This is a genomic window from Caballeronia sp. INML3B (assembly GCF_023631305.1).
Taxonomy (GTDB): Bacteria; Pseudomonadota; Gammaproteobacteria; order Burkholderiales; family Burkholderiaceae; genus Caballeronia; species Caballeronia turbans.
In genome coordinates, this window is the sequence record NZ_JALQDI010000040.1 from 686,365 (window position 1) to 709,588 (window position 23,224).

Annotated in this window: 25 protein-coding genes; 9 read left to right on the forward strand and 16 right to left on the reverse strand. The window is 63.2% G+C overall.

Annotated features, from left to right (window positions below; translation table 11 throughout):
- Positions 1-140: 140 nt before the first annotated feature.
- From NCS58_RS19010 to NCS58_RS19045, 8 genes are all read right to left on the reverse strand, one after another.
- The gene (locus tag NCS58_RS19010; RefSeq protein WP_061118093.1) at positions 141-824 is read right to left on the reverse strand and encodes an isoprenylcysteine carboxylmethyltransferase family protein; all 684 of its coding nucleotides are present in this window, start codon (positions 822-824) and stop codon (positions 141-143) included.
- Between the two features lie 25 nt (positions 825-849).
- Entirely contained in the window at positions 850-1,614 is a 765-nt protein-coding gene (locus tag NCS58_RS19015; RefSeq protein ID WP_061118153.1) for a ParA family protein, read from the reverse strand.
- A gap of 305 nt (positions 1,615-1,919) precedes the next feature.
- Positions 1,920-2,429 (reverse strand): hypothetical protein, encoded by a 510-nt coding sequence (locus tag NCS58_RS19020; protein ID WP_061118092.1) that lies wholly within the window; start codon positions 2,427-2,429, stop codon positions 1,920-1,922.
- Between the two features lie 87 nt (positions 2,430-2,516).
- Positions 2,517-3,635, reverse strand: a complete 1,119-nt coding sequence (locus NCS58_RS19025; protein WP_284502293.1) for an ABC transporter ATP-binding protein — start codon at positions 3,633-3,635, stop codon at positions 2,517-2,519.
- A gap of 5 nt (positions 3,636-3,640) precedes the next feature.
- On the reverse strand, positions 3,641-4,678 hold the full coding sequence (locus NCS58_RS19030) for a carbohydrate ABC transporter permease (protein WP_061118091.1): 1,038 nt from the start codon (positions 4,676-4,678) through the stop codon (positions 3,641-3,643).
- Positions 4,678-5,826, reverse strand: a complete 1,149-nt coding sequence (locus tag NCS58_RS19035; RefSeq protein ID WP_061118090.1) for a carbohydrate ABC transporter permease — start codon at positions 5,824-5,826, stop codon at positions 4,678-4,680. The genes NCS58_RS19030 and NCS58_RS19035 overlap by 1 nt, the downstream gene beginning before the upstream one ends.
- Before the next feature lie 54 nt (positions 5,827-5,880).
- Positions 5,881-7,359: an extracellular solute-binding protein gene (locus tag NCS58_RS19040; protein ID WP_061118089.1), complete on the reverse strand. Its 1,479-nt coding sequence runs from the start codon at positions 7,357-7,359 to the stop codon at positions 5,881-5,883.
- A 54-nt stretch (positions 7,360-7,413) separates the two neighbouring features.
- Positions 7,414-8,142, reverse strand: coding sequence for a GntR family transcriptional regulator (locus NCS58_RS19045; RefSeq protein ID WP_250477450.1), 729 nt, complete (start codon positions 8,140-8,142; stop codon positions 7,414-7,416).
- A 160-nt stretch (positions 8,143-8,302) separates the two neighbouring features.
- Here NCS58_RS19045 and NCS58_RS19050 point away from each other — a divergent pair, with 160 nt between their 5' ends.
- The 3 genes from NCS58_RS19050 to NCS58_RS19060 are packed head-to-tail and all read left to right on the forward strand — an operon-like array spanning position 8,303 to position 11,547.
- Positions 8,303-9,601 (forward strand): L-fuconate dehydratase, encoded by a 1,299-nt coding sequence (locus NCS58_RS19050; protein ID WP_250477451.1) that lies wholly within the window; start codon positions 8,303-8,305, stop codon positions 9,599-9,601.
- Positions 9,589-10,464 carry a phosphorylase gene (locus NCS58_RS19055; RefSeq protein WP_061118087.1) on the forward strand — a complete coding sequence of 292 codons (876 nt, stop codon included), beginning with the start codon at positions 9,589-9,591 and terminating at the stop codon, positions 10,462-10,464. The genes NCS58_RS19050 and NCS58_RS19055 overlap by 13 nt, the downstream gene beginning before the upstream one ends.
- A 54-nt stretch (positions 10,465-10,518) precedes the next feature.
- Entirely contained in the window at positions 10,519-11,547 is a 1,029-nt protein-coding gene (locus tag NCS58_RS19060) for a S1C family serine protease (RefSeq protein ID WP_061118086.1), read from the forward strand.
- A gap of 54 nt (positions 11,548-11,601) precedes the next feature.
- Here NCS58_RS19060 and NCS58_RS19065 read toward each other — a convergent pair whose 3' ends face one another.
- On the reverse strand, positions 11,602-11,892 hold the full coding sequence (locus tag NCS58_RS19065) for a hypothetical protein (RefSeq protein ID WP_061118085.1): 291 nt from the start codon (positions 11,890-11,892) through the stop codon (positions 11,602-11,604).
- Positions 11,893-12,173: 281 nt separating this feature from the next.
- Here NCS58_RS19065 and NCS58_RS19070 point away from each other — a divergent pair, with 281 nt between their 5' ends.
- Positions 12,174-12,347 (forward strand): hypothetical protein, encoded by a 174-nt coding sequence (locus NCS58_RS19070; protein ID WP_250490470.1) that lies wholly within the window; start codon positions 12,174-12,176, stop codon positions 12,345-12,347.
- 52 nt (positions 12,348-12,399) lie between these two features.
- Here the strand turns inward: NCS58_RS19070 and NCS58_RS19075 are convergent, their stop codons facing one another.
- Positions 12,400-12,762 (reverse strand): hypothetical protein, encoded by a 363-nt coding sequence (locus tag NCS58_RS19075; RefSeq protein WP_250477453.1) that lies wholly within the window; start codon positions 12,760-12,762, stop codon positions 12,400-12,402.
- Between the two features lie 293 nt (positions 12,763-13,055).
- Here NCS58_RS19075 and NCS58_RS19080 point away from each other — a divergent pair, with 293 nt between their 5' ends.
- Complete coding sequence (locus NCS58_RS19080; RefSeq protein ID WP_061118083.1) at positions 13,056-13,490, forward strand: hypothetical protein; 435 nt, start codon at positions 13,056-13,058, stop codon at positions 13,488-13,490.
- Positions 13,491-13,501: 11 nt separating this feature from the next.
- Here NCS58_RS19080 and NCS58_RS19085 read toward each other — a convergent pair whose 3' ends face one another.
- Positions 13,502-13,708 (reverse strand): hypothetical protein, encoded by a 207-nt coding sequence (locus NCS58_RS19085; RefSeq protein ID WP_061118082.1) that lies wholly within the window; start codon positions 13,706-13,708, stop codon positions 13,502-13,504.
- Between the two features lie 558 nt (positions 13,709-14,266).
- Between NCS58_RS19085 and NCS58_RS19090 the strand changes: the two genes are divergently transcribed.
- A complete protein-coding gene (locus tag NCS58_RS19090) occupies positions 14,267-15,205 on the forward strand; it encodes a DMT family transporter (RefSeq protein ID WP_061118150.1) in 939 nt (312 codons plus the stop codon).
- 43 nt (positions 15,206-15,248) lie between these two features.
- On the opposite strand, the gene NCS58_RS19095 is transcribed toward NCS58_RS19090, so the two are convergent.
- Positions 15,249-15,464 (reverse strand): helix-turn-helix transcriptional regulator, encoded by a 216-nt coding sequence (locus NCS58_RS19095; protein ID WP_086961010.1) that lies wholly within the window; start codon positions 15,462-15,464, stop codon positions 15,249-15,251.
- A 626-nt stretch (positions 15,465-16,090) separates the two neighbouring features.
- Between NCS58_RS19095 and NCS58_RS19100 the strand changes: the two genes are divergently transcribed.
- Positions 16,091-16,657 (forward strand): phasin family protein, encoded by a 567-nt coding sequence (locus NCS58_RS19100; protein ID WP_061118080.1) that lies wholly within the window; start codon positions 16,091-16,093, stop codon positions 16,655-16,657.
- Positions 16,658-16,713: 56 nt separating this feature from the next.
- Here the strand turns inward: NCS58_RS19100 and NCS58_RS19105 are convergent, their stop codons facing one another.
- Genes NCS58_RS19105 through NCS58_RS34190 form a run of 4 tightly spaced genes read right to left on the reverse strand, consistent with a single transcriptional unit; the run spans position 16,714 to position 19,207 of the window.
- Positions 16,714-17,082: a DOPA 4,5-dioxygenase family protein gene (locus NCS58_RS19105; RefSeq protein WP_061118149.1), complete on the reverse strand. Its 369-nt coding sequence runs from the start codon at positions 17,080-17,082 to the stop codon at positions 16,714-16,716.
- A gap of 54 nt (positions 17,083-17,136) precedes the next feature.
- Positions 17,137-17,508, reverse strand: a complete 372-nt coding sequence (locus NCS58_RS19110; protein WP_061118079.1) for a hypothetical protein — start codon at positions 17,506-17,508, stop codon at positions 17,137-17,139.
- A complete protein-coding gene (locus NCS58_RS19115) occupies positions 17,505-19,082 on the reverse strand; it encodes an FAD-binding oxidoreductase (RefSeq protein ID WP_086961006.1) in 1,578 nt (525 codons plus the stop codon). The genes NCS58_RS19110 and NCS58_RS19115 overlap by 4 nt, the downstream gene beginning before the upstream one ends.
- Positions 19,079-19,207: a hypothetical protein gene (locus NCS58_RS34190; RefSeq protein ID WP_284502295.1), complete on the reverse strand. Its 129-nt coding sequence runs from the start codon at positions 19,205-19,207 to the stop codon at positions 19,079-19,081. Before NCS58_RS34190 ends, NCS58_RS19115 begins: the two co-directional genes overlap by 4 nt.
- 154 nt (positions 19,208-19,361) lie before the next feature.
- Here NCS58_RS34190 and NCS58_RS19120 point away from each other — a divergent pair, with 154 nt between their 5' ends.
- Entirely contained in the window at positions 19,362-20,771 is a 1,410-nt protein-coding gene (locus NCS58_RS19120) for a PLP-dependent aminotransferase family protein (RefSeq protein ID WP_061118078.1), read from the forward strand.
- 41 nt (positions 20,772-20,812) lie between these two features.
- Positions 20,813-23,134 carry an ATP-dependent DNA helicase gene (locus tag NCS58_RS19125; protein ID WP_061118077.1) on the forward strand — a complete coding sequence of 774 codons (2,322 nt, stop codon included), beginning with the start codon at positions 20,813-20,815 and terminating at the stop codon, positions 23,132-23,134.
- Positions 23,135-23,224 lie beyond the last annotated feature (90 nt).

A 23,224-nucleotide genomic window follows, 5' to 3' on the forward strand; every position in this document is an offset into this window, starting at 1 on the left:
AAGAGATCCATGCGGAGCCTGCGATGGAACGGTCGTCATATTCATGATCTGGCGAGAAGTGAGGCGCGACGGAATGCGCCTGTCTCCTGCATGAACGTCCGCCACGCTGTTTTATTCCCGAAATTGCGTGCGGCGGACGCCTACCAGACGAAGGGCACGAGCCGAAAGCGCACGCGTTGCGCATAATCGGCATAGCCTTCGAGATGCGCGACGAGCTCGCGCTCCTCCATCACCGTGCGCCAGACGAGCCCCGCGAGCAGCAGCATGGAGCACGCGAGGCCCCACCACGAGCCGAGCACGAGCGCGCTCGCCGGGATCATGATGCAGGCAGCCGCATAGAGCGGATGACGAACGACCGCATACGGCCCGTTCGAAATGACACGATGCCCGCGCTCCGTCTGAATCCTCACGACCGGCGCGAGGAACGTGTTCGCGAGAAACACGCGCGCGACGAGCCAGAACGACACGGCCACGAGCGCAGCGCCGGCCGACGCGAGCCAGAGCGGCATGACGGACCAGCGAAAGCGCACGGCGTCGAAACCCATCAATACGAGCCACGCGCACCACAGCGCGCCCATCACGACGAGAAACACCTTGTCCCAAAGCGGCTGGCCGGGCTGCATCGGTGAGCGCATGCGTTCGGCTAGCAATGCGGGGTCGCGCCGCGCGATGAGCACGGTGACCGCGCCGCCGCCGCCGAACATCAGGAGTATCCACGCCCAGCCCGCGCCCCATTCGAGCGTGCCCGCCGCACCGAACAGCAGCGCGATGAACACCGCCGCTTCGACGATGGTTGCAATCGCAACTTTCGACGTGACGGGCATGGCGCGATGGTCTGTTCGTGCCGGGTCAGCCGTTCAATTCCTCGTGCAGCGCGACATATTCCTGCGCGAGCTTGTGACGCGGTTCGAGATAGATCATCGGGCGCGCGTGCTGATGGCTCTCGCGGATTTTCACGGAGAGCGACAGATGCGAATTGAGCACGGGCAGATCCTCGCCGCGCAGTTCGTCGACGAGTTGCTGCGGCAGGCTCGCGCGCGGCTGGAACTGATTGATGACGATGCCTTCGACGCTCAAGTCGGGATTGTGATCGTGACGAATTTCCTGCACGTTATCGAGCACCGAATAGAGCGCGCGACGCGAGAAGTCGTCGCAATCGAACGGGATCAGGCAGCGCTCTACCGCGATCAGCGCCGAGCGCGTGAAGAAGTTCAGCGCGGGCGGCGTGTCGATATAGACGGCGTCGTACTGTTGCAGCCCCTTTAGCGCGTCGCGCAGCTTGTAGATCTTGTAGCGCGATTCGAGCTTGCTTTGCAGCCCCTCGAGATTCGGATGCGACGGCACGATGTCGAGATTGTCGAACGGCGTCGAATGGATGAAAGATTCGAACGCCGGCTCGCGAAAACTATAGCTCAATGCCGATTCGAAGAAGCTCGCGAGATTCGGCTGGGCGTCGCGGGCTTCGGCGCCGAGCAGGTACTGGCTCGCGTTGCCTTGTGGATCGAGGTCGATGACCAGTGTGCGCAGGCCGCGGGAGGCGCTGATCGCGGCGAGATTGCAAACGATGGTGGACTTGCCAACGCCACCCTTTTGATTGAAGACCACACGGCGCATCGGGTTTTTCATCCTGGGTTTATGAACGCTCGTTTTTTTATGCGTTCTGTCTGTCTGGTAGATCGGTTCCCGGGATGTGATCTTAGCGCATCAAAATGACGGAGCTTTCGGGTTTGTTTACCTACTGCCGGATCCGGTTGCCCAGGCGACTTCCGGCGACCGCATGCTGTCGAATTCGACCGTCACCTCAGCGCCAGCGAAGCGTTTCCAATGCTGTCCGGGCTGAACGGAACTCCGCCGAGTTCTACGATGAAGCGCGTGGCGCCTTCAAAGCAGATCGTTGCCTTACGCTGGATCGACAGAGATCAAGGAAACGCAGGAATCGTAGGATCGGCCCCTTCGACATCCGCCTCCGGATGATGACTCTTCACGAGCGCCTCGATCTCCTCGACGCGATCCTTCGGCACATCCACCATCATCAGCAATTCGCCTTCTTCGATCGCATGCTCGAAGCGCCGCAAGCGCGTATTCGGAATGCCGACGCCGATCATCGTCGCGGCCCATGCGCCGAAGCCCATGCTCGCGAGCGTCATGCAAACGACTGCGCCGCCGGCAATCGTCAAACCCGCGGGCGGAAACGCCATTGCCACAAGTCCAGCGAGCGCGCCCGTCACGCCGCCGGCAGCCGTTCCGCGCGCGAGTGCGGGCAACAAATCCGTGCGTTGAACGAGTGTCGCCTGCGGCAAGTCCTCAAGCGGCTCGTGAGCCCGCGCGAGCACATGAATATGCCGCCATTCGATTCGCTTGAGCAGCAGTTCGTCGATGATCCCCTTTGCGCTCGCCACACTGGGGAGCAAAAAATAGATGCGCCTCATCTCGCACCTCCCTATCGGATCGTCATAAATCCAATATAGACGACGCGCACGAGAACGCTTTGCGGCACGCGTGAAGGCTTACGTTTTTCAAACGCTCGAACGAATGCGTGCGCCGCTCTCCTCGAAGAAATAGATGCGCTCGCGATTCACGCGCACACCCGCAGCCCCGCCGATCTCGCCCGCGAACGTATTCGGCACCTTCACGACCACCTGCTGCTCACCGACGTTCATCGTGACGAGCGAATGATCGCCGATCAGTTCGACCGAATAGATGCGCCCCTCCAGTTCGCCTTCGCCTTGCGCCACGAGCGAGCATTCTTCGGGGCGTACGCCGAGCGTCGCCTGGCCTTCATGACGAACCGCCGTCGCGAGCGAGATACCGGGCGCATCGAAGCGCCCTTGCGCGAGCTTGCCGCGCAGGAAATTCATCGGCGGGGAACCAATGAAACCCGCGACGAACAGATTCGCCGGGTCCGAATAGATGCGCGCGGGCGTATCGAGTTGCTGCAGCGCGCCCTTGTCGAGGACGGCGACGCGGTGCGCGAGCGTCATCGCTTCGATCTGATCGTGCGTGACATAAATCGTCGTGATGCCGAGTTCGTGCTGCATGTGCTTGAGTTCCGCGCGCATATGGCCGCGCAGCTTGGCATCGAGATTGGAAAGCGGCTCGTCCATCAGGAACGCGGCGGGCCGCCGCACGATCGCGCGCGCGAGCGCCACGCGCTGACGCTGTCCACCGGACAGCTGCCGCGGAAAACGCGACAGCAACGGCGCCAGTTGCACGCTTGCGGCCACTTCGCGCACGGCGGCATCGATCTCGCTTTTCGGGCGCTTTCGCACGATGAGCGGATACGCGATGTTCTCGAACACCGTCTTGTGCGGATAGAGCGCATACGACTGGAACACCATCGCCACATCGCGGTCTCGCGGCAACTGGTGCGTGACATCGGTATCGCCGACGAACACCGCGCCTTCCGTCGCCGACTCGAGTCCCGCGACGATGCGCAGCGCCGTCGTCTTGCCGCAGCCCGATTCGCCGAGCAGCACGAGGAATTCGCCCGCCTGCACGTCGAGCGACAGATCGCGCAGCACGCGCGTGTCGCCGAACGTCTTGCCGACGCTTCTCAACGACACGCTCTTCGACTGGCGCGCCGCCGCGATCTTCGTCAGGCGGGCGTCGTCGACCTTCACCGCCTCGCTTTCCATGACCGTCATCCTTTCACGGCTCCTACGAGAATGCCCCGCACGATGAAGCGCTGCAGCGTAAGCGTCAGCAGCATCACCGGCAGGATCATGATGAGTATCAGCACCGACATGTTCCACCATTGCGGGCCGCGCGTCGCGTTCTGCGCGGCGACGAGCAACGGCATCGTCTGGGCCTTCGCGGTCGTCAGAAAGAGCGCGAACAGGTACTCGTTCCACGAGAGGATCAGCACGAGCAGACCCGTTGCGACGAGACCCGGCGCGACGAGGGGCAGCACGATGCCGAAGAGTATCGAGAAGCGCGTCGCGCCGTCGATCTGCGCACTCTCTTCGATCTCGCGCGGAACGCCGTCGAAGAAATCGAACATCAGCCATACGACGATCGGCAGGTTCGCTGTCGCATACGTGATGATGAGCGCGAGATGCGTGTCGAGCAGGCCGACGTCCTTGAAGGTGAGATAGATCGGGATCACCGTGACGACGGGCGGCAGAATGCGCTGCGATACGACCCAGAAGAGAATGTCGTCGTTGTTCAGATGCTTGCGCGCGCGCCGCACGATCGGGCGCAATACGAGGAAGAACAACGCGAGCGCGACGGCCAGCGCGATGCGCAGATCGACATGCCCCCACGCGACCGCCGCGATCAGCAATGCGATCAGCAGGATGCCAAGGCCCACCGCCGCAACCGGCGGCCGATACTCGATGCGCGCGAGCGCATACGCCGCCATCGATCCGAGAAACACCGAAGCCGCCGTGCCACAGGTCGCGACGATCAGCGAATTCATATAAGGGCGATACGTGTCCGGCCCGAGATCGACGAAGATGTAATGCCACGCATCCAGATGCGGCTCGAAGTCGACGAAGGGAATGTAGAGCGGTCCCGTCGATACATCCACCGGCAGCTTGAACGACGTGATCGCCATCCAGTAAAGCGGAAACAGCACGACGAGCGACCAGAATCCGAGCAATAGATACGCGATCGCCTTGGCGCCGATCGGCAACTCATCCAGACGCGCGGGCACGAACCAGCGTTTCAACGCGCTCATCACTGATCTCCCCGCGCGCGCCGCACGACGAACTGAAAGAAGGACACGCATGCGATCGTCGAGACGAAGAACAGCATGTACGCCACCGCCGAAGCGCCGCCGAGATTCAACGCGCGCCATTCGATGAACGCGTGCAGCGTCATCGATTCGGTCGCGATGCCCGGACCGCCATTCGTCAGCACGTTGGGCAAGTCGACGATCTTGAACGCTTCGATCAGACGGATCAGCACCGCGCTCGCGGCGACAGGCGCAATGGACGGCCACGTGACATCGCGGAACACGCGCCACGCCGATGCGCCGTCGAGCTGCGCCGCTTCGATCTGCTCGCGCGAGGTGCCTTCGAGCGCGGCGAGCATCACGAGGAACATGAAGGGCACCCATTGCCACGTATCGCCGATAACGACGACGAGCCGCGCGAGCCACGGGTCCGCCGCCCACGCGATCTGGCCGAGGCCGAGCCATGACCATACCGGCGCGAGCGGTCCGATGGACGTATCGGCCATCATGCGGAACATGTACGCGATGCCGACGGGCGTCACCATGAGCGGCAGGAAGAACAGAAGGCGAAAGAAGCGCCCGCCCTGGAGCGGCAGCGTGCACAGATAGGCAAGCCCGAGCCCGACGAAAAATTGCAGCGCAACGCCGAGGACGACATAAAAGATCGTCACCATCAGGCTGCCGAGCGCGCCGCCGCCGCCGAGCGTGTTCGCCGCGAGCCACACGAGCGCTAGAAACGCGGATGCGCTGATCGATCGGCCGAGCGTGCCCATGATCGAGCGGCCGTCGCTTCTGAAGTAGCGATAAAACCACACGATCACCGCCAGCACGGCGATCACGATAGTTGCAATGCTAACTATCCCCGGCGCGCGGAACACGCCGGTGAAGTGATATTGCTGGCTGCCGGAAAAGAGCCGCACGTAGTTGCGCAGGCCCGTGAAGGTCAGTTGATAACCGCCCTCGCCCAGCTCGAAACGCGTGAGCGAAAGATAGGCCGACGTCACGAGCGGAAAGATCGAGAACGCGAGAATCAGCAGCACGGTAGGCAGCACGAAGACGAACGGCGCCTGCCGGTCGAGCCAGTTGGCGACGCGCGCGCGCGAGCCGGGCTCGTTCGCGGCCACGGACGATGCATGCGACGGCGTATTCATCGAGTCTCCATTGCGAAGCGAGCGCGTCACGAACGAACGCGCCCGCCTTCGTCATCACTTCGCGCCGATCGACGCCTTGTACGCGCGCAACTGGGCGTCCTTGCCGAGATCGTCGGTGATCTCGCTCCAGCCGCTGTCGATGGCCTTCATCGTCGCGTCCGCATCGATTTCGCCGGCGACGAAGCGCGCGACCGCCGTATCGAGCACGACCTGCTCATAGCGCTGATTCTGCGGAATGCGCAGATCGATGATCATGTTCGGGCTTTGCAGGCTCTGCTGGATTGCGCCGAGATACGACTTCGCCGCCGCGTCGCTCATGCCGGCCTTCTTCCATGCCGACATATCCGTGAATTGCGAACGCCGATACGGATTGAAGCCCGACGCGCCGATGGTCACGTCGACGTTCGATTGCGCCGGCTGGCTCATGAACGACAGGAACGCATAAGCGGCGTCCTTCACCTTCGGCTTCGCCTTTGCGTTGATGCCGCCCGACCAGCCGCCGAAAGCCGCAAACGGTGCATGATTCACGCCGTCGATCGCATAGGGACATGTGGTCTTGTCGCACGGCACGAGTTTGCCGGTATCGCGATCGACCACCTTGCGCGAGCCGGGCAGAATCACCGCGCCGACCTTGTCGATCACCTTCGACTGCTTCGGATCGATCGCCAGCACGCCGATGTCGCCCCAGTCGAGCGTCAATGCGCAATGTCCGGAGATGAACGCGCTGCGCGTGTCGCCGACATCGAGGTTGATTTCGTTGGGCGGTCCGTAAGTCGTCGATTCCTTGTAGATGCGCAATGCTTCCTTGAAGCCGTCGTTGTTCACGAGCGACTTGAAGTTGCGCGGATCGAAGAACGCGCCTTGCGCGGTGCCCTTCGATTGCAGATAACCGCCCGCGATGGAGATGATCGCCCAATACGCTTGCGCGTTACGTTTCTTGGAGATGCACGAACCCGCGACCGGCTTGCCGTCGCCGCCGAAGACCTTGCCGTTCGCGGCTTTTGCTATATCGAGGTAATCGTCCCAGGTTTTCGGCGGCTGCTTGCCGAGCTGCTGAAGAATGTCCGTGCGGTAGTAGACCATCTGGAAGTCGCCATCGAGCGCGACGAGATAGGTCTTGCCGTTGTACTTCTGCGAGAAGTCGACGAAGAACGGCATCACGTCGTCTTCCTTCAATGCCTTGTCATTCGCGACACGCTGCGTGAGGTCTTCGAGGAAGGCGCCTTTCGTGTAATCGACCATCCATTGCGGCGCGAAGACCGCCGCATCGACAGAATTCGTGCCCGAGGCCCAATCCGTCAAAAGCTTCTGATAAAGATCAGAGAACGGCACCGTCAACACGTTCACCTTCGCACCCGTCAGCTTCTCGAACTCGGGCGCGCGGCGTTGCAGCGGCTCGGCGATCTGCGGACCGACGAACGTCATCACGTTGACGGTCACGCCCTTGAAGTCCTCGGCCGCCATTGCCGGTGATGCACCCAGGCACGCCGCCGCGAGCGCCGCCACGGCGCCCACTTGCTTGAACAGGTTCATTGTGTGTCTCCTCCATTGCGGTTGACCACATGTGTCGCTTGTCTTTCTTGTCTCCTACTCCCTGAACAGGTCCGGTCTTTCAGCGGAAAAGCGCCGCAATTCCGCGACGACTTCATCCAGGTGATCGTGCATCGCGCGCGCGGCGGCATCGCCATCGCGTGCGCGAATCGCGCCGGCGATGCGTGTATGCTCGGCGAGCGTATGCGCGTGGCGCTCGGGACTCGCCATCAGACGGCGCGCACGATCGAGCGCATTGCGCGACGCCGCCACGATCTCTTTCACGCGCGGCAAGTTGATCGCATCGAGCAGCAGTTCATGAAATGCGAGATCAAGCAAATGGAACTCGCGCCGCAGGCCTTGCTGCACTGCGTCGGCCTCGCGCTCGAGGTTGGCGTCGAGCGCATCGAGGGTGGCTGCATCACATGCGGCGGCCAGCGTGCGCACGGTTTCCACTTCGAGCGCGCTGCGAATGAAGAGATGCTGACGTATGTCGTGCATGACGATGGGCATGACGCGTGTGCCGCGCTGCGGCAAGACTTCGACGAGCCCCACAGCCGCGAGCTTGGCCAGTGCCGACGAAACCGGGAAGCGCGACACGCCCATGCGCTCGCATACCGCGAGCTTGTCGATCATCATGCCGGGCTCCATCGCCAGGTTGACGATGGCCGCGCGCAGTGCCTCCTCGACTGCGTCGGTGAGGCTGCCGCGCTCTGAACCGTGCAATCGGGGCAACGCGCGGTAAGGGTCGGCGGCAAGACTGTTTTCATTCGTCGATGAGCTCACGCCGCCCTTGATTTCGCACTAACATGCTAGCAGGCTAGGAGGTCGAACACGCGTTGTCAATGTCGTTCGCTTGCGTGCATCGCAGCATATTCAGGCCTGTATAAAAGCCTCCGTTCAAACCCTGAGCATCGCCGTCACGCCACCTTTCGAGGAGATGAACATGACCAGCATCACGAAGCTCTCCGTGCGCGATATCCGTTTTCCCACTTCGCGTTCGCTCGACGGCTCGGACGCGATGAACGCCGCGCCCGACTATTCCGCCGCCTACGTGATACTCGAAACCGATGCGCCCGGACTCGCGGGACACGGCCTCACCTTCACCATCGGACGCGGCACTGAAGTCGTCGTCGCGGCGGTGGAGGCGCTTGCGCCGCTCGTCGTCGGCAGGACTATCGAAGATATCGCCGCCGACATGGGCGGCTTCTGGCGCGCGTTCACATCGGATAGTCAGTTGCGCTGGATCGGCCCGGAGAAAGGCGCGATTCATCTCGCGACGGCGGCGGTCGTCAACGCCGTGTGGGATCTCTGGGCCAAGAGCGAGAAGAAGCCCGTGTGGAAGCTGCTCGTCGATATGAGTCCGGAACAGCTCGTGCGCTGCCTCGACTTCCGCTATGTGACCGATGCCATTACGCCATCCGAAGCGCTCGCCTTGTTGAATCGCCTGCATGCGACACGCGGCGAACGGGAAAAGGAAATGCTCGCTCAGGGCTTTCCCGCATACACGACATCCGCCGGCTGGCTGGGCTATGACGACGACAAGATTCGCCGGCTCGCGCGTGAAGGCGTCGCCGCGGGCTGGACGCATTTCAAGCAGAAGGTCGGCGGGAATCTCGACGAAGACATCCGGCGCGCGCGCATTCTACGGGAGGAAATCGGCCCCGACCGCAAGCTGATGATGGATGCGAACCAGGTCTGGGAAGTCGATGAAGCCATCGCGAACATGCGCCGTCTCGCGGAGTTCGATCCATGGTGGATCGAAGAACCCACGAGTCCCGACGACGTGCTCGGCCACGCCGCGATCCGCCGGCGCCTTGCGCCGATGATCGGCGTTGCGACCGGCGAGCATTGCCAGAACCGCGTGATCTTCAAGCAGTTGCTGCAAGCGGAAGCGATCGACTTCTGTCAGATCGATAGCTGCCGTCTCGGCGGCCTCAACGAAGTGCTCATCGTTCTTCTGATGGCTGCGAAGTTCGGCGTGCCGGTGTGTCCGCATGCGGGCGGCGTCGGCTTGTGCGAGTATGTGCAGCATATTTCGCTGTTCGATTACATCTGCGTGTCGGGTTCGCTCGATCGTCGTGTGCTCGAATACGTCGATCATCTTCACGAGCATTTTCTCGATCCCGTCGTCATTAGAAGCGGACGCTATATGCCACCCCAAGCACCCGGCTACAGCATCGAAATGCACGCGGCATCGCTCGATCGATACGAGTTCGGCAAAGGAGAAGCATGGCGCGAATGAACGCCCCTTCGTGGCAGGACGTCGTCACGCAAACGGAACGCGCGCTCGCATGCGGTGCGCTGCGTTCGTTCGATACCGTGCAAAGCGTGATCGAAGACGGCGGCGTGCCCTTCCTCGTGCGGCAAGCGGCGAACCTCGCACGAAAGGAGGAAGCGTCGAAGCTCGCGGCCAAGTCCGCGGCCGATGCGGCGAGCGCATGGCGCGATCCGTTCTCGCCGTGCGAAGAAGCGTTGCGTGTGGGCGATATCGGCGAGCGGCACTTCCTGTTGCTCAACAAGTTCAACGTGCTCGCGCATCATCTGCTGATCGTGACGAAGGACTTCGAGCCGCAGGATTCGCTTGTCGGCGAGGATGACTTCGCCGCGCTCTTCTCCTGCCTCGACCGCTTCGATGGTCTCGGCTTCTACAACGGCGGCACGGTCGCCGGATCGAGCCAGCCGCACAAGCATCTGCAAATCGTGCCGCTGCCGCTCGATGGACACGCGTTACCCGTCGAACCGTTCATCGAAGCCGCGCATACGAGAGGCGTTTTTCGCGCGCCGCAACTCGCGTTCGCGCACGCGGCAGCATGGCTCGATGACGATGCCGCCGCAAACCTGCACGCAACTTATCTGCAACTGATGAACGCGATCGGCGTGCAGCCGTTCGACGTCGCCGGTGTCGCGCACCAGAGCGCGCCTTACAACCTGCTCGTCACGCGCCGCTGGATGCTCGCGGTGCCGCGCAGCGTCTCGCATGTCGAAGGCGTCGCGGTGAATGCGCTCGGCTTCGCCGGCTCGCTGTTCGTGCGCGACGATGCACAGCGCAACGTCGTCGAAACACTCGGGCCGATGAAACTACTGGCAGACGCAACTATCTCTTGAAAACCACGGCAGCGCCCCGCATGTCCGCATCCAGACATCGGGAGTCCAACGAACATGGGAAGCCGGCCTCAATTCATCGACGATCTTGCGCGCGGGGCGCAGGACGCCGCGCCCTCCGTCCCGCTCGACGATACCGCCTTGCTCGACGCCTATTCGCGCACGGTCATCGGCGCGCTCGAGCGCGTGCAGCAAGCCGTGGTGTTCATCTCTGTCGAGCGCCAGCTCGCCGACGCGCGCGGCACGCGCCGTAACGTCGGCGGCACGGGCTCGGGATTCATCTTTACGCCGGATGGCTATCTGCTGACCAATAGCCATGTGGTGCATGGCGCGACGCATATCGTCGTCACGCTCGCCGACGGCGCGCGCTTCGATGCCGATCTCGTCGGCGACGATCCTGCGAGTGATCTCGCGGTGCTGCGCATCGGTTCACCGGAGCCGCTGCCGCATGTCGAACTGGGCGATTCGGGCAGTCTGCGCGTGGGGCAGATCGCGATCGCGGTGGGCAATCCGCTCGGGCTTGCGCAGACCGTGACGACAGGCGTCGTGTCCGCGCTTGGCCGCTCGCTGCGTTCTACTTCCGGCCGCATGATCTACGACGTGATCCAGACCGACGCCGCGCTCAATCCCGGCAACTCGGGCGGGCCGCTCATCAACTCGGCGGGGCACGTCATCGGGGTGAACACCGCCATCATTTCCGGCGCGCAGGCCATCTCCTTCGCCACCGCGATCGATACGGCCAAGTGGGTCATCATGCAGATCTTCGCGTACGGGCGCGTGCGGCGCGCGTATATCGGCGTGGCGGGCACGACGACGCCGATCTCGCGGCGCGTGCAGCGCTTCTTCGAGCTCGCCTCGGCGAGCGGCGTGCATGTGATGGAGATCGTCAAAGGCAGTCCGGCCGCGCTCGGCGGATTGCGCACGGGCGATCGTATCGTCGCGGTGGATGGTATCGCCGTCGACAGCGTCGATGGCTTGCAGCGCACGCTCGATGCATCGCGCATCGACAAGCCCGTGAAGATCGCGGTGCTGCGCGGCACGCAGAAGCTCGATATCGACGTGACGCCCGTCGAGCAGACGGGTTGACGCTGCGGCGGCGCATGTGATCGTCACACGCGCCGCCACGCGCGTCGCTTCGCTTCATTTTCTGCTGCCGGTCTCCCGCGCCGCTTCTCCCGCGTGCCCCGTGTCCCGTTCGGGCGCATTGGCGAACAGCTCCGCCAGGCGCTCGCGCAGCGCAGCCGCATCGCGCCGCAACGGCTCGTTCGTCGACGCGACGATCAATGCATCGATGCGCCGCTGCCAGTACTCGGGCCGCATGACGGCATGCCGCATGGGTTCGCCGTGCCCTTCCGTCGCGACACGCTCCAGTTCCGCGATCATCCGCCCAATGTGTGCGAGTTCCTCTTGCGCATGTTGATCGGCGCTCACAGGCGTCTCCTCCCTCGTCCCGCATCTGGATTCCCGCGCGGGTTCACACATGCTAAACGGCAAGACCGAAAGGTTTATTCCAGCGGCGAAGGGAAAACCCGAGCACATATTCGGGTCCGCGCCTTGCGCTATCTGTCACGTCTTGACGGCTATGTGCGCTAACAGCCGGTGCCGCTTGTGCGGCTCCGGCTTAATGTGAAAGCAGCAGGCAGTGTTCGCGCGCATGGGCCGCCCCGTCGAACGATCCTGCCCTGTCGGGGAAGGTCCTAAAAAGGATTGCCATGACCACGCACAAGAATAAACAGACGGCCTCGCGCCGCGGAGCGTTCCGTTGCACTGGCGCACAACTTGACGCCATATTGCGATTCGCTGAGGAACGCAAGCTCGACGATCAACCGCTGCATATCGTCGTCGCCGAATACTGGCGCTATCAGGCGCACGCGAAAGCGGCCTGATCGTTCGTCCTTCTCGCTGGTTTTTACGCTCGCCTGTGCGGGTCGCGGAGCGCTATTGTCCCGAAAGCACCCGCTGCTTGAGCACCCAGATCGCAGTCGGCACTGCGTAGTAGCCGCTGACATTGCCGGTGACGAGCTTGCCGGTTACCTGTATACGCGCGTTCTCGGTTGGCGTCGCATCGATGATCTGCACCGCCGACACGTTCGACTGCTGCCGCCCGCCCTGGCCCGCGCCTTGGCCCGCGCCTTGGCCGGTATTCGCGCTCAGCACGCAGATGGGGCCTGGCAGCGACAGCACCCACGCGGATTTCGCGGATGCATCTCCCTCGTGCGCGGCCTGGCGCGTCGCCGTGCCTTCGAGCGTGACGACATCGCCGTCGTTGTAGCAAGGCGCCGCCGCTGCGGAGCCTGCCATCAGTACCAGTACCCAAGCACAGGCTTTCGCAATCATTCGGACCTCGCGAAGAGCGCGTTGCGTGACGCGCGAATCCGGCAAATAAGTTCAGCTACTTTAGGTGATACGGGTTGGGGTCGCAACCTGCGCAAGACCGTGTTTGCCAAGCTTCCTTTCAAAACATTCATGCGGGAACGCGTGTTGCTGATGATCATCTGACGAATCGAACAGCGCGAGAGATGGATCGAAAACCGCGCACGAATACATCTGTTGCTTGGTTCGTGAAACGATGCGGGCCGACAGAGGGGGCGACGATGAATCAGGTCATAGTTGGAGTGTTCGGCTGCTATAGGGACGGGCATGACGCGCTTCGCGCATTGCAGCTCGCGGGCTTGCGACGCGACGATGCGCATCTGTATCGCGCGGGACGCGGCGAAATCGACATCGATGCGCTCCTGCCACCCACGCACGACGAAGACGACGCGGAGTACGTCGCGCATGGCGAACATCAGGGCGTGATCGGCGCCCGCAACCGTTTCGTGCCGCAAGATCCTTTGCCGCAGCGACCATCGGCACCGCCGTCCAGCGACGACACGACGCCGCAGCGCACGTTGCTCGTCATTCGCATCTCTGACGACATCAAACCTGGCGCCATCGGCGAAGTGCTGCACGAGCATGGCGCGATCGCCGTGAAAGACGCGAGCGGACACTGGCGCTTTTCGCCGTTCCGAAATCCGGCAGGCGTCTGAACGCGCACAAGTCAGTGCAGGCCGGGATGCGGCTTGCGCGTGGCGGGATGCGCTTCAGCCTCGGCACGCTCGTCGTCTTCGGGCGTGTCGTCGGAGGACGCCTCATCCGCCAGATCGCGTGCTTCCTGCGCCGCCGCCGCGGCGCGCAGCCTTCGACACTGCGCCGAATGGCGGAATGCCGCGAGCATGCGCACGACTTCGCGAGTTCTCGTTCTCATTGTTGCCTCCCTCGAAGCAGTTGAGAAACTACTTTAAGTGTAGGCGGCAAATCCTCAGGCGCAAGGCGTTCGCACGAAATAATGGCTTGCAGGCTTTCCCTTATTTGCGCGCATTTGAAGCCGGGCGACTGCTTGCGCAGATGTCCGGGTTTCTTGTCACTGCTTCGTTTGTCAACACCAACTTGCCGCTTCATATTCCGTTGGCATAACGCGGACCTCGCCGCAGAGGCACTGCTGACCGACAACGCACATGACGGCGGCGGCGAGAATAAAGAACTTAAACTGCGTCTTAATTCGGAAGACGCGATGACGCCGAAAAGCACGCCCGACCGATCGTGCCGATCGCAGCCGCACGCGATTATCCGAACCGTCTAGTACATTTGCCGCATCGTGACCTGTGCACAACACGGCGGAAAAGAACTTTACTGTCGCCTTGCCAGCGGTCTGCGATGCCGGGAGAATCGAAGCAACGGCCTGCAAGCCGTTCCTTCACACATGCCGTCAGCATGAACGCCGGGCAACGGTTTGCTGCACGCGACGGCGCATCACGAGAACTCGATGGCAACCTTAGAGGGCAAGGCGCGATACCGGATTGATACCGATAACACCGGCGCCGGTATCGCGATCATGATCCTGACGACAGCGACCTTCGCGGCAAGCGATTCCACCGTCAAGCTGATCGGCAACGCAGTCCCTCTACTGGCGCTACTCTGGGTGCGCTATCTGTTTCAGATGATCGTGATGGGGATCTGGCAAGTCCGGCGCCGCGCATTCGGTCTCTTCCGTTCCGGCAGCGTGAGGCTCCAGGTCGTGCGCGCGGTGCTGCTGCTCATCAACTCCGCTTGCACGTTCGCGGGCTTGCGCCATCTGCCGCTGCCGGTCACGACGTCGCTTGCGATGCTCGCGCCGCTCATCTCCACGCTGCTCGCCGCGCTCGTGCTCAAGGACGAGGTGCCGCGCAGCAAATGGGCGATGGTCGTCCTCGGTTTCATCGGCATGTTGCTGGTCGTGCGCCCGGGTGGCAGCCAGTTCAGCTGGACCGTTATCTTTCCGATCGGCGCCGCGACGTCCTTCGCGTGCTTCCAGGTGGTGTCGAGCCATCTCTCGCGCGTCGACGATGCAATCACAACCAACTTCCTCACGGCGCTCGTCGCCACCATCCTGTTATGCGTGCTCGTATGGATGGATCAGGCCGAAACCTTGCCCGCGCTCGCACAGGTGCGGGCGGCGAGCTGGCTGCTCGTCGTCTTCATGGCGACGATGGCAACCGTCGGGCACGGGTTCATGCTTCAGGCGTTGAAACGCGCCCCGCTTTCCGTGCTGACGCCGTTTTCCTATGGCCAGCTCGCGTTCGCGGCGCTCTTCAGCTGGCTGCTGTTCGGGCAGGCGCCTGACGTCTGGATGGCGATCGGCATGTGCGTGATCGCGGCGAGCGGCATCGGCACCGTGCTCCTGCATGGACGCAAGACGGCACCGGCCGTATCGACCGAAGTCTGACTTACAGGGAAGCGCGACAAACGGGCGCCCGAAGCGCCCGCGATCAGTTGGCGGAATGCGCGTGCAGCGCCTGGCCGGTACAGAGCCAGTGCGGATCAATGTCCAGCACCCGCGCGATGCGGTTGAATGCCGCGAATGGTGGAACCGTGATACCGCGCCGCCAGAATTGCACGTCGTGCTCGCTCACGTCGAGCCAGCCAGCGGCTTTTGCGGAACTGACGTTCGCCTTTTGCAAGGCGCGGTCGAGTCGTGCGGCCATGGCGCGCCGCAAGGCGTTGTCTTCGTGACTGCGTTCAAGATGGCCAAGGGTTTGGGAATGTCGCCCCATTTTCTTCAATTCTCTCAGATTTATATCTTTATGCCGTTCAGCGCCGGCTCATTCGCGCGAAAGTGAATCCTACGGATTTACGATGACGGAGCAGTGACAAAAATACCGACTACGTTCTCGCCCCGCTGGGTGCTCCGTCGCGCGTGTTGCAGTGCGACATTCTTTCAATTGACGCATCAAGGCGTCAAGTGGGGAAACAACGCATAAGCCAAGTTTTGGCTTAGGTGTTTACGATAGGTCGTAATGACAGCGCACCCGCGAGCGCTTTCATCTTATGGAAAATAACAGTCCTGATCGGGATCTATGCGCTTGCCGCAATACCGTCAGCGAAAACTAAATGACCGTTCGTATGATGTGATGTGTGATCAGGTTGTCGGATTAAATGAGCCTGCTTATTTACTTATTGCCACTCTGATTTTTGAATGATGGGCGATATGGTTTAAAGTCAAGCGGGGAAAACGTAATTGACACTCCACACGCTTTCCTTAAAATAGACCAATCGCTGCACTGCACAATCAATTGCAAAATCAATTGGCAACTTCCCAATGGAGTCCAGAATGAGCAGTCTTGCGCCGGAAAATGTAGTCGCGTCACAGAAGGCGGGGGTCGACACGACTTTCGGTCTCGCCGCACAAGCCGTGGGGGGCTTCGAAAAGTTGATCGACCTGAACGTGCGCACCGCCAGGACGGCACTTGACGAGCAACAGGCACTCGTCGCCAAAGCGCTTTCCGTGCGCGATCCGCAGGAATTATTCGCCCTCCAGAACCAGCATCTGCAAAACAGCGCCCAGCGGGTGCAGGCGTACTGGCAGAGCGTCTATGAGATCACGACAGGCGTGCGCGGCGGCTACATGGAAGCGGCGCAGGATCAGCTCGAGAAATCGCAGCGTAATGTGCAGGCATTCTTTGAAAGCCTCGTGAGCAACGCGCCCGTCGGCAGCGAAGCGGTCGTTTCGGCGTGGAAGAACGCGATCGATGCCGCGACGCAATCGGCGAATTCGGCTTACGAAGCCGCCAAAAAGGCTGCGAAACAAGTGGTCGAAGCGGCGCAGAACGACGCCACCATCGCGGGCCAGACGGCCGTGCGCACCGTAGCCTCGAAACCGGCGAGCGCGAAGAAGTAAATCTCGCGAATGCCGGGAAGAAAGGCGGACACGTTCCGCCTTTTTCTTTTCCCGTGTCAGGCGGCGAGACTCTTCAGCACCAGTTCATGCGAGCGGCCGATCCACACCGCCGAGTCGCGATGATCGACGAGCGCATTGCCCGTATTCGGATGCATGAAAACATCGAGCGTGCCGTGATGGAGGGTGAGCCAGGCGAGCATCGGCGCGAGCAGTTCGCCGCCGAAACCCAACTGGAAAGACCACATCGGATGCGGTCCGACCGGACGTTCGTGAAAGCGTCCCAGGCGCAATGCGCCGCTTTGCAATTCCGTCGCAAACTGTTGCTCGATGACGAGCCGAAGCTGCCACGCCGCGTCGCGGCTCGCGGCGTCGAAATACACGTGCGCGTGCCAGTCGGCGATCGTGCGGGTGTCCGTGGCGTTCATCGTTTCATCCGTGCGCGGCAATATTGAGACACGTCTCATTCTACCGAACGCGTTTCAGCAACGTTCGAGCGTCCAGAGCACGGCGCCGTCATCGAACGCGCGATGGTGCGTTGTGCGCATGCCGATCCCCGCGCCGAGTCGCGACAACACGAACGCGTCGGCGAAGCGCGTCAATCCGCCGATCGGGTGCGGCGACGAGATCGCTTCTTCAGACAAGCGCTCGATCCACAGCCAGCCCGCATCGCCCGACAGGGATTGGACGCGCCCGTTCGTCAGACGCGCCCGCCGCACGAGGACGCGGCTTTGCGGCAACGCTTCATCGACGACCCAGATGCGCGCCGATGTCCGCGTCGCGCCGCCAAAAGCAATCCACGGCAATCCCGATGTGCCCGCCGCGATGAGAAACGCGCGCCGCGTCGTGGTCATCGCCCTTCTCCTTTTGCGACGTCCGAACGCTTCGCGGGCCAGATGCCCTGTTTGCCCGGCGACAGAATCCCGTTCGGATCGAGCGCCGTCTTGATCGTGCCGGACAGTCGCATCAGCGCGTGATCGTTGAAGTCGTATTGCGCGGCGGCCAGATCCATATACGAGAGATGCGTCCGATATTGCCCGTAGCCGGCCGCGCCCGCCTCGCGGATCAGCGTTTCGATCAGCGCGCCGGCAGCGTGCGATTGCTTCGGATCGTCGCGATCGAAAATCGCCGCGAAGATGTGATGCATCGCGCGCTCGCCCGCCGTGAAACCGCCGTAGTAATCGAAGCCGAATTGCGCGGCGCGCTCGCGAACCATGCGGACCTGCTTGACGGCATCGCGTCCGATCGGCGGGCAGATCGGCGAAAAATCGATATGCGCGCCTGTGCCGCCGCGCCAGTTCAGCAGATTGAACGCTTCGAGTCCGGGAATGCCGACTTGCGCACGATCGCCGCCGCCCTCGGGTTCGAGGGATGCATCGCGATACGGCATCTCGAAGAGCGTCGCGCCCGCGATCGGCTGAAAACGCGCCCGCACGATATCGCGCCGCGCCTTCACGAGCGACGGCGGTCCATATAAACAGAAGCGCAGATTCCAGCGCCCGATGCCGATCTTGCGCGTCATGGCGTCGATGGCGTCGTCGGGCATCGCGCCTTCGCCGTCGTACCAGGTTTTCCGCGTCGATACGCCCGCGGCCCAGCGCACCGCGCTTTCGATGACCGCGTTGCTTTGAATCGTGCCGTCCATTCTGAGCGGACGCAGCGTATCGACGACGCGTTCGAGATCGTCTTCGCGCGCGAACGCGTAGCGGCAGATCATGTAGCCCTCGGGCGCGGGCATGAGCCGGATGCCGAGCTTCGTGACGACGCCGAAGTTCGACTGCTTGAACATGTCGTCGTAAGACGGCCCGAAGCCGCTCCTGAAAACCTGCCAGTCACGGCTCGACGTCATCGCGCCCATGCCGGTGCGCACGACATCGCCGTTTGCAAGCACGACCTCCATGCCGCACTGATGCGCCGCGTGGTCCCCGTACGGCGTCGTGCCATAGCCGCGTTCGAGCGTGTTGCCGATCACGCTGCCCCAGCCGGCCGCAGGCGGATCGAGCCAGAACCGCCGTGGTGTCCCGAGCGCACGATGCAGCTCGTAATACGTCACGCCCGGCTCGACCAGCGCATAACCCAGCGTTTCGTCGATCTCGATGATGCGGTTCATCCGGCGCAAATCGAGCACGACACAGCCGCGCATGCGCGGCGCGGCGCCGCCGTAGGCGAAGTTGCGTCCGGTCGATACGGTCCAGAGCGGCACCTGATACCGGTTCGCCACAGCCAGCGCCGCGCGCACGCCTTCGACATCCTTCGGCAGCACGACAGCGGACGGCGCGTGCGCGAGTGCATCGCCGGGTGCGAATGGATCAAGATACGAAGCCGGATCGTACGACACCGCGTCGCTGCCGAGCGCCGCCGCGAAGGCCGCGAGCGCCGCCCGGAACTGCGCCGCCGACAAGCCCGGCGGCAGCGGCGTCGCGCTCAATATCCGCCGCTGCTGCCGCTGCCGGACGTCGTGCCGGATGATGTCGAACTGCCATCGGTCTGACATCCCGCGAGCAAACCGGCGAGCAGAGCGAGCACGACTGTTGCGATTCTGGCGAGCTTCATGGAAGCACCTCCGAAAGGTTTGAAAAGCGGACACGGCGATTAAGCCGCTTGTCCATTAAACGCGCGGCGGTGTGCCGATATTCCTTCGCGAGGCCGTATGAGACAATTTCGCGCCGCGCAAAGCCCTCGCGCGCACTTTCACCCACGTCACGCGATGAAGCGCTACCAAGCCCTTGCCGACACGATGGCCGCCGAGATTCGCGCGGGCCGGCTGCCCGTCGGCACGCGCCTGCCGTCGGTGCGGCATCTGACGACGCAATACGGCGTCGGCCAGTCGACGGTCTTTCGCGCGTATTACCTGCTCGAAGAATGGGGCTTGATTCGCGCGCGCGAACGTTCCGGCTATTACGTCGCACCGGGCGCGAAGGTAGCGACGCAAGCTACTTCGCCCACGCCGCTCGCGGAGCCCGCGGCCATCGACGTGAGCAGCCTCGTCTTCTCCGTGCTCGATGCGGTCAAGCGTCCGGACGTCGCGCCGCTCGGCTCCGCGTTTCCGTCGCCGAAACTCTTTCCGCTGGCACGTCTTGCGAAGTCGCTCGGCCACGCGGCGCGCATGCTCGATCCGTGGAGCACGGTCGTCGACATGCCACCGGGCAACGAGCAACTGCGGCGGCAGATCGCACTGCGTTACATCGGCATGGGCATCGCGCAGCCGGTCGAGGAACTCATCGTCACGAACGGCGCGATGGAAGCGCTCACGCTCAGCCTCATGGCCGTCACCAAGCCGGGCGATGTCGTCGCCATCGAATCGCCCTGCTTCTACGCGGCGTTGCAGGCGGTCGAGCATCTGGGCCTGCGCGCGGTCGAGATTCCCGTCGATCCGCGAGAAGGGCTCGATCTCGACGTGCTCGCCGAAGCGCTCGTCAAGCATCCGGTGCGCGCCTGCTGGTTCATGACCAACTTTCAGAATCCGACGGGCGTGACGCTCTCCGTCGAGAAAAAGCGCGCGCTGGTCGGCTTGCTCACGAAGCATGACGTTCCGCTCATCGAGGACGATGTCTACGGCGAGCTGCATTTCGCGCCGGATCGTCCGCCGCCCGCGAAAGCCTTCGATACGACAGGTCTCGTGATGCATTGCGCGTCGCTGTCGAAGACGCTCGCGCCGGGTTACCGGCTCGGCTGGGTCGCGGCGGGCCGCTTCGCCGACGCGATCCGCCGGCTCAAGCTGATGACGAGCATCTCGACCAGCATCCCGGTTCAGGCGGGCATCGCCGACTATCTTCAGCACGGCGGCTTCGACAAACACCTGCGCAAGCTGCGCGGCGCGCTTCTCACGCAGCGCGGTGCGATGGAACACGCCATCGCGCGCTGGCTGCCGCCGGAGGTCGCGCATCAGCAGCCGGAGGGCGGCTATTTCCTCTGGCTGCGACTGGCCGAGCATGTCGACGCGATGCAGTTGCACAAGCGCGGACTCGAACATGGCATCAACGTGACACCCGGACCGATCTTCTCCGCGCGTCACGCGTTCGGGAATTACGTGCGCATCAACTTCGGCCATCCGTGGTCGCCGCAGGTCGAGGGCGCCGTGAAAACGCTCGGAGAACTTCTGCGCGCCGCGTCGTAGAAGGCCTTTGCGGCCGATTCGCCCATGCTAGACTGCTGTACATGCATACAGTATCCGAGCCCGCCTACACCGTCGCCGTGCGCGCGCTCTGCGAGTTCACCGCGAAACAGGGCGACCTCGATCTGCGCTTCACGCCCACGCCAAGCGCGCAGGAAGGCGTCGCGGGCCACGTCGCGGTGACGAGCCGCCGGCCGGCCGGATATCAGAAGGAAATATCGCTTTCGGAAACCTACGGGCCGCTCTTCGTGCGCGGCCGCGCCGACGGGTACGATCCCGCGCTCAACCGTCTCGAAGAGATCAAGACGCATCGCGGCAAGCTCGAATCGATGCCGCAGAATCATCGTCATCTGCATTGGGCGCAGGCGCGTGTCTATGCGCATCTGATGTGCCGCAAGCTCGGGCTCGACGCCATCGAGGTCGCGCTCGTGTATTTCGATATCGTCGATCAGACCGAGAGCGTGCTCGTCGAAACGCAGACCGCCGAAGCGCTCGCGACGCATTTCGCGGCGCAGTGCGAGCGCTTCATCGCGTGGGCAGAACAGGAGCTGGCGCACGGCGCGGCGCGCGATGACGCGCTCAGAGCACTCGTGTTTCCTCACGCGGATTTTCGGCCCGGCCAGCGCGCACTCGCGGAAGCGGTGTATCGCTCGGCGGTGTCCGGCCGCTGTCTCGCGGCGCAGGCGCCGACCGGCATCGGCAAAACGGTCGGCACGCTCTTTCCGCTGCTGAAGGCGTGGCCGGGCCAGCGGCTCGACAAGATCTTCTTTCTCACGGCGAAGAGCGCGGGACGGCAGCTCGCGCTCGATGCGCTGACGACGCTCGCCGCCAGGCCGTTACGCGTCGTCGAACTCGTTGCGCGCGACAAGGCTTGCGAATACCCCGATCGCGCGTGCCACGGCGAGTCGTGTCCGCTCGCGCGGGGCTTCTACGATCGCCTGCCCGGGGCGCGTGCCGCCGCCCTCGACTGCGCGCAGCTCGACCGCGCGTCGGTTGCCGAGGTCGCACGAGAGCACGAAGTCTGTCCGTACTATCTGAGCCAGGAACTGTCGCGCTGGGGCGACGTGATCGTCGGCGACTACAACTATTACTTCGATACGAGCGCCATGCTCTTCGCGCTCGCGGAGGCGAATCGCTGGCGCGTGTCGGTGCTCGTCGACGAAGCGCATAACCTCGTCGAACGGGCGCGCGGCATGTATTCCGCGACGCTCGATCAGGCCGCCTTCAATGCGATGCGTCGCGGCGCGCCCGTTTTGCTGAAGCAGGCGCTCGGCCGCGTCGCGCGAAGCTGGAGCGAAGTGACGCGTGAACAGGACGCGGCGAACATCGAATACGCGGCACATGCGGAACCGCCCGCGCGCCTGCTCACGGCGCTGGGGCAAGCCGTCTCGCTGATGACGGAAACGCTCGGCGAGCAGCCCGACGTCTTCACGCCCGAAATCTTGCGCTTCTATTTCGATGCCATGCATTTCACGCGCATCGCGGAACGCTTCGGTTCGCATTCGATCTTCGACATCACGCTTGGCCGGGTGGGTGCAAACGCCAAAAAACGCAATGCCGTGCTGTGCCTGCGCAACGTGATTCCCGCGCCGCATCTCACGCCGCGTCTGGCGCGCGCCCACAGCGTCGCGCTTTTTTCCGCGACGCTCACGCCCGCGCACTTCTACGCGGATACGCTCGGCCTGCCGGAGTCGAGCGTACGCATCGACGTCGAATCGCCCTTCTGCGCCGAACAACTCGACGTGCGCGCAATCGCCGACCTGTCCACGCGCTATCGCGACCGCGCGCGCTCGGTGGACCGTATCGCCGACCTCATCGCCGCGCAGCTCGAAAGCGCCGAGGGCAACTACCTGAGCTTCTTCAGCAGCTTCGAGTATCTGACGCAAGTCGCGGCGGCGCTCGCGCTCCGTCATCCGTCGATTCCATGCTGGCAGCAATCCCGCGCGATGAGCGAAGCGGCGCAACGCGAGTTTCTCGCGCGTTTCGTGGCCGGCGGGCGCGGCGTCGGTTTCGCGGTGCTCGGCGGCGCGTTCGGCGAAGCGATCGATCTGCCCGGCACGCGGCTCATCGGCGCGTTCGTTGCGACGCTCGGTCTGCCGCAGCTCAATCCTGTCAATCAGCAAATGAAAGCGCGCATGCACGAGGCGTTCGGCGAGGGCTACGCATACACGTATCTTTTTCCCGGCTTGCAGAAAGTCGTGCAGGCGGCCGGGCGTGTGATCCGCGGGCCGCTCGATCGCGGCGTGCTCTATCTGATCGACGACCGCTTCGCGCGCGCGGAAGTCCGGCGCCTGCTACCCGCGTGGTGGCAGGTGAAAGTGCTGCGGCAACGTGACCTGGGCGTATCGGGAAATCCGACTATCTAGACGCGCACGGTGCCGCCGTTAACGGGTCTATCGCGGGCATTCGTCTTGCTGCTCTCAGGCGCCTCAGGGACACGAAGATGTCCCGGCAGG

What these genes read in the sequence shown, in the direction of transcription:
- NCS58_RS19010 (WP_061118093.1), bottom strand. Translation starts at nt 824, where the DNA reads ATGCCCGTCACGTCGAAAGTTGCGATTGCAACCATCGTCGAAGCGGCG.
- NCS58_RS19015 (WP_061118153.1), bottom strand. Translation starts at nt 1,614, where the DNA reads ATGCGCCGTGTGGTCTTCAATCAAAAGGGTGGCGTTGGCAAGTCCACC.
- NCS58_RS19020 (WP_061118092.1), bottom strand. Translation starts at nt 2,429, where the DNA reads ATGAGGCGCATCTATTTTTTGCTCCCCAGTGTGGCGAGCGCAAAGGGG.
- NCS58_RS19025 (WP_284502293.1), bottom strand. Translation starts at nt 3,635, where the DNA reads ATGGAAAGCGAGGCGGTGAAGGTCGACGACGCCCGCCTGACGAAGATC.
- NCS58_RS19030 (WP_061118091.1), bottom strand. Translation starts at nt 4,678, where the DNA reads ATGAGCGCGTTGAAACGCTGGTTCGTGCCCGCGCGTCTGGATGAGTTG.
- NCS58_RS19035 (WP_061118090.1), bottom strand. Translation starts at nt 5,826, where the DNA reads ATGAATACGCCGTCGCATGCATCGTCCGTGGCCGCGAACGAGCCCGGC.
- NCS58_RS19040 (WP_061118089.1), bottom strand. Translation starts at nt 7,359, where the DNA reads ATGAACCTGTTCAAGCAAGTGGGCGCCGTGGCGGCGCTCGCGGCGGCG.
- NCS58_RS19050 (WP_250477451.1), top strand. Translation starts at nt 8,303, where the DNA reads ATGACCAGCATCACGAAGCTCTCCGTGCGCGATATCCGTTTTCCCACT.
- NCS58_RS19055 (WP_061118087.1), top strand. Translation starts at nt 9,589, where the DNA reads ATGGCGCGAATGAACGCCCCTTCGTGGCAGGACGTCGTCACGCAAACG.
- NCS58_RS19060 (WP_061118086.1), top strand. Translation starts at nt 10,519, where the DNA reads ATGGGAAGCCGGCCTCAATTCATCGACGATCTTGCGCGCGGGGCGCAG.
- NCS58_RS19070 (WP_250490470.1), top strand. Translation starts at nt 12,174, where the DNA reads ATGACCACGCACAAGAATAAACAGACGGCCTCGCGCCGCGGAGCGTTC.
- NCS58_RS19075 (WP_250477453.1), bottom strand. Translation starts at nt 12,762, where the DNA reads ATGGCAGGCTCCGCAGCGGCGGCGCCTTGCTACAACGACGGCGATGTC.
- NCS58_RS19080 (WP_061118083.1), top strand. Translation starts at nt 13,056, where the DNA reads ATGAATCAGGTCATAGTTGGAGTGTTCGGCTGCTATAGGGACGGGCAT.
- NCS58_RS19085 (WP_061118082.1), bottom strand. Translation starts at nt 13,708, where the DNA reads ATGAGAACGAGAACTCGCGAAGTCGTGCGCATGCTCGCGGCATTCCGC.
- NCS58_RS19090 (WP_061118150.1), top strand. Translation starts at nt 14,267, where the DNA reads ATGGCAACCTTAGAGGGCAAGGCGCGATACCGGATTGATACCGATAAC.
- NCS58_RS19095 (WP_086961010.1), bottom strand. Translation starts at nt 15,464, where the DNA reads ATGGCCGCACGACTCGACCGCGCCTTGCAAAAGGCGAACGTCAGTTCC.
- NCS58_RS19100 (WP_061118080.1), top strand. Translation starts at nt 16,091, where the DNA reads ATGAGCAGTCTTGCGCCGGAAAATGTAGTCGCGTCACAGAAGGCGGGG.
- NCS58_RS19105 (WP_061118149.1), bottom strand. Translation starts at nt 17,082, where the DNA reads ATGAACGCCACGGACACCCGCACGATCGCCGACTGGCACGCGCACGTG.
- NCS58_RS19110 (WP_061118079.1), bottom strand. Translation starts at nt 17,508, where the DNA reads ATGACCACGACGCGGCGCGCGTTTCTCATCGCGGCGGGCACATCGGGA.
- NCS58_RS34190 (WP_284502295.1), bottom strand. Translation starts at nt 19,207, where the DNA reads ATGAAGCTCGCCAGAATCGCAACAGTCGTGCTCGCTCTGCTCGCCGGT.
- NCS58_RS19120 (WP_061118078.1), top strand. Translation starts at nt 19,362, where the DNA reads ATGAAGCGCTACCAAGCCCTTGCCGACACGATGGCCGCCGAGATTCGC.
- NCS58_RS19125 (WP_061118077.1), top strand. Translation starts at nt 20,813, where the DNA reads ATGCATACAGTATCCGAGCCCGCCTACACCGTCGCCGTGCGCGCGCTC.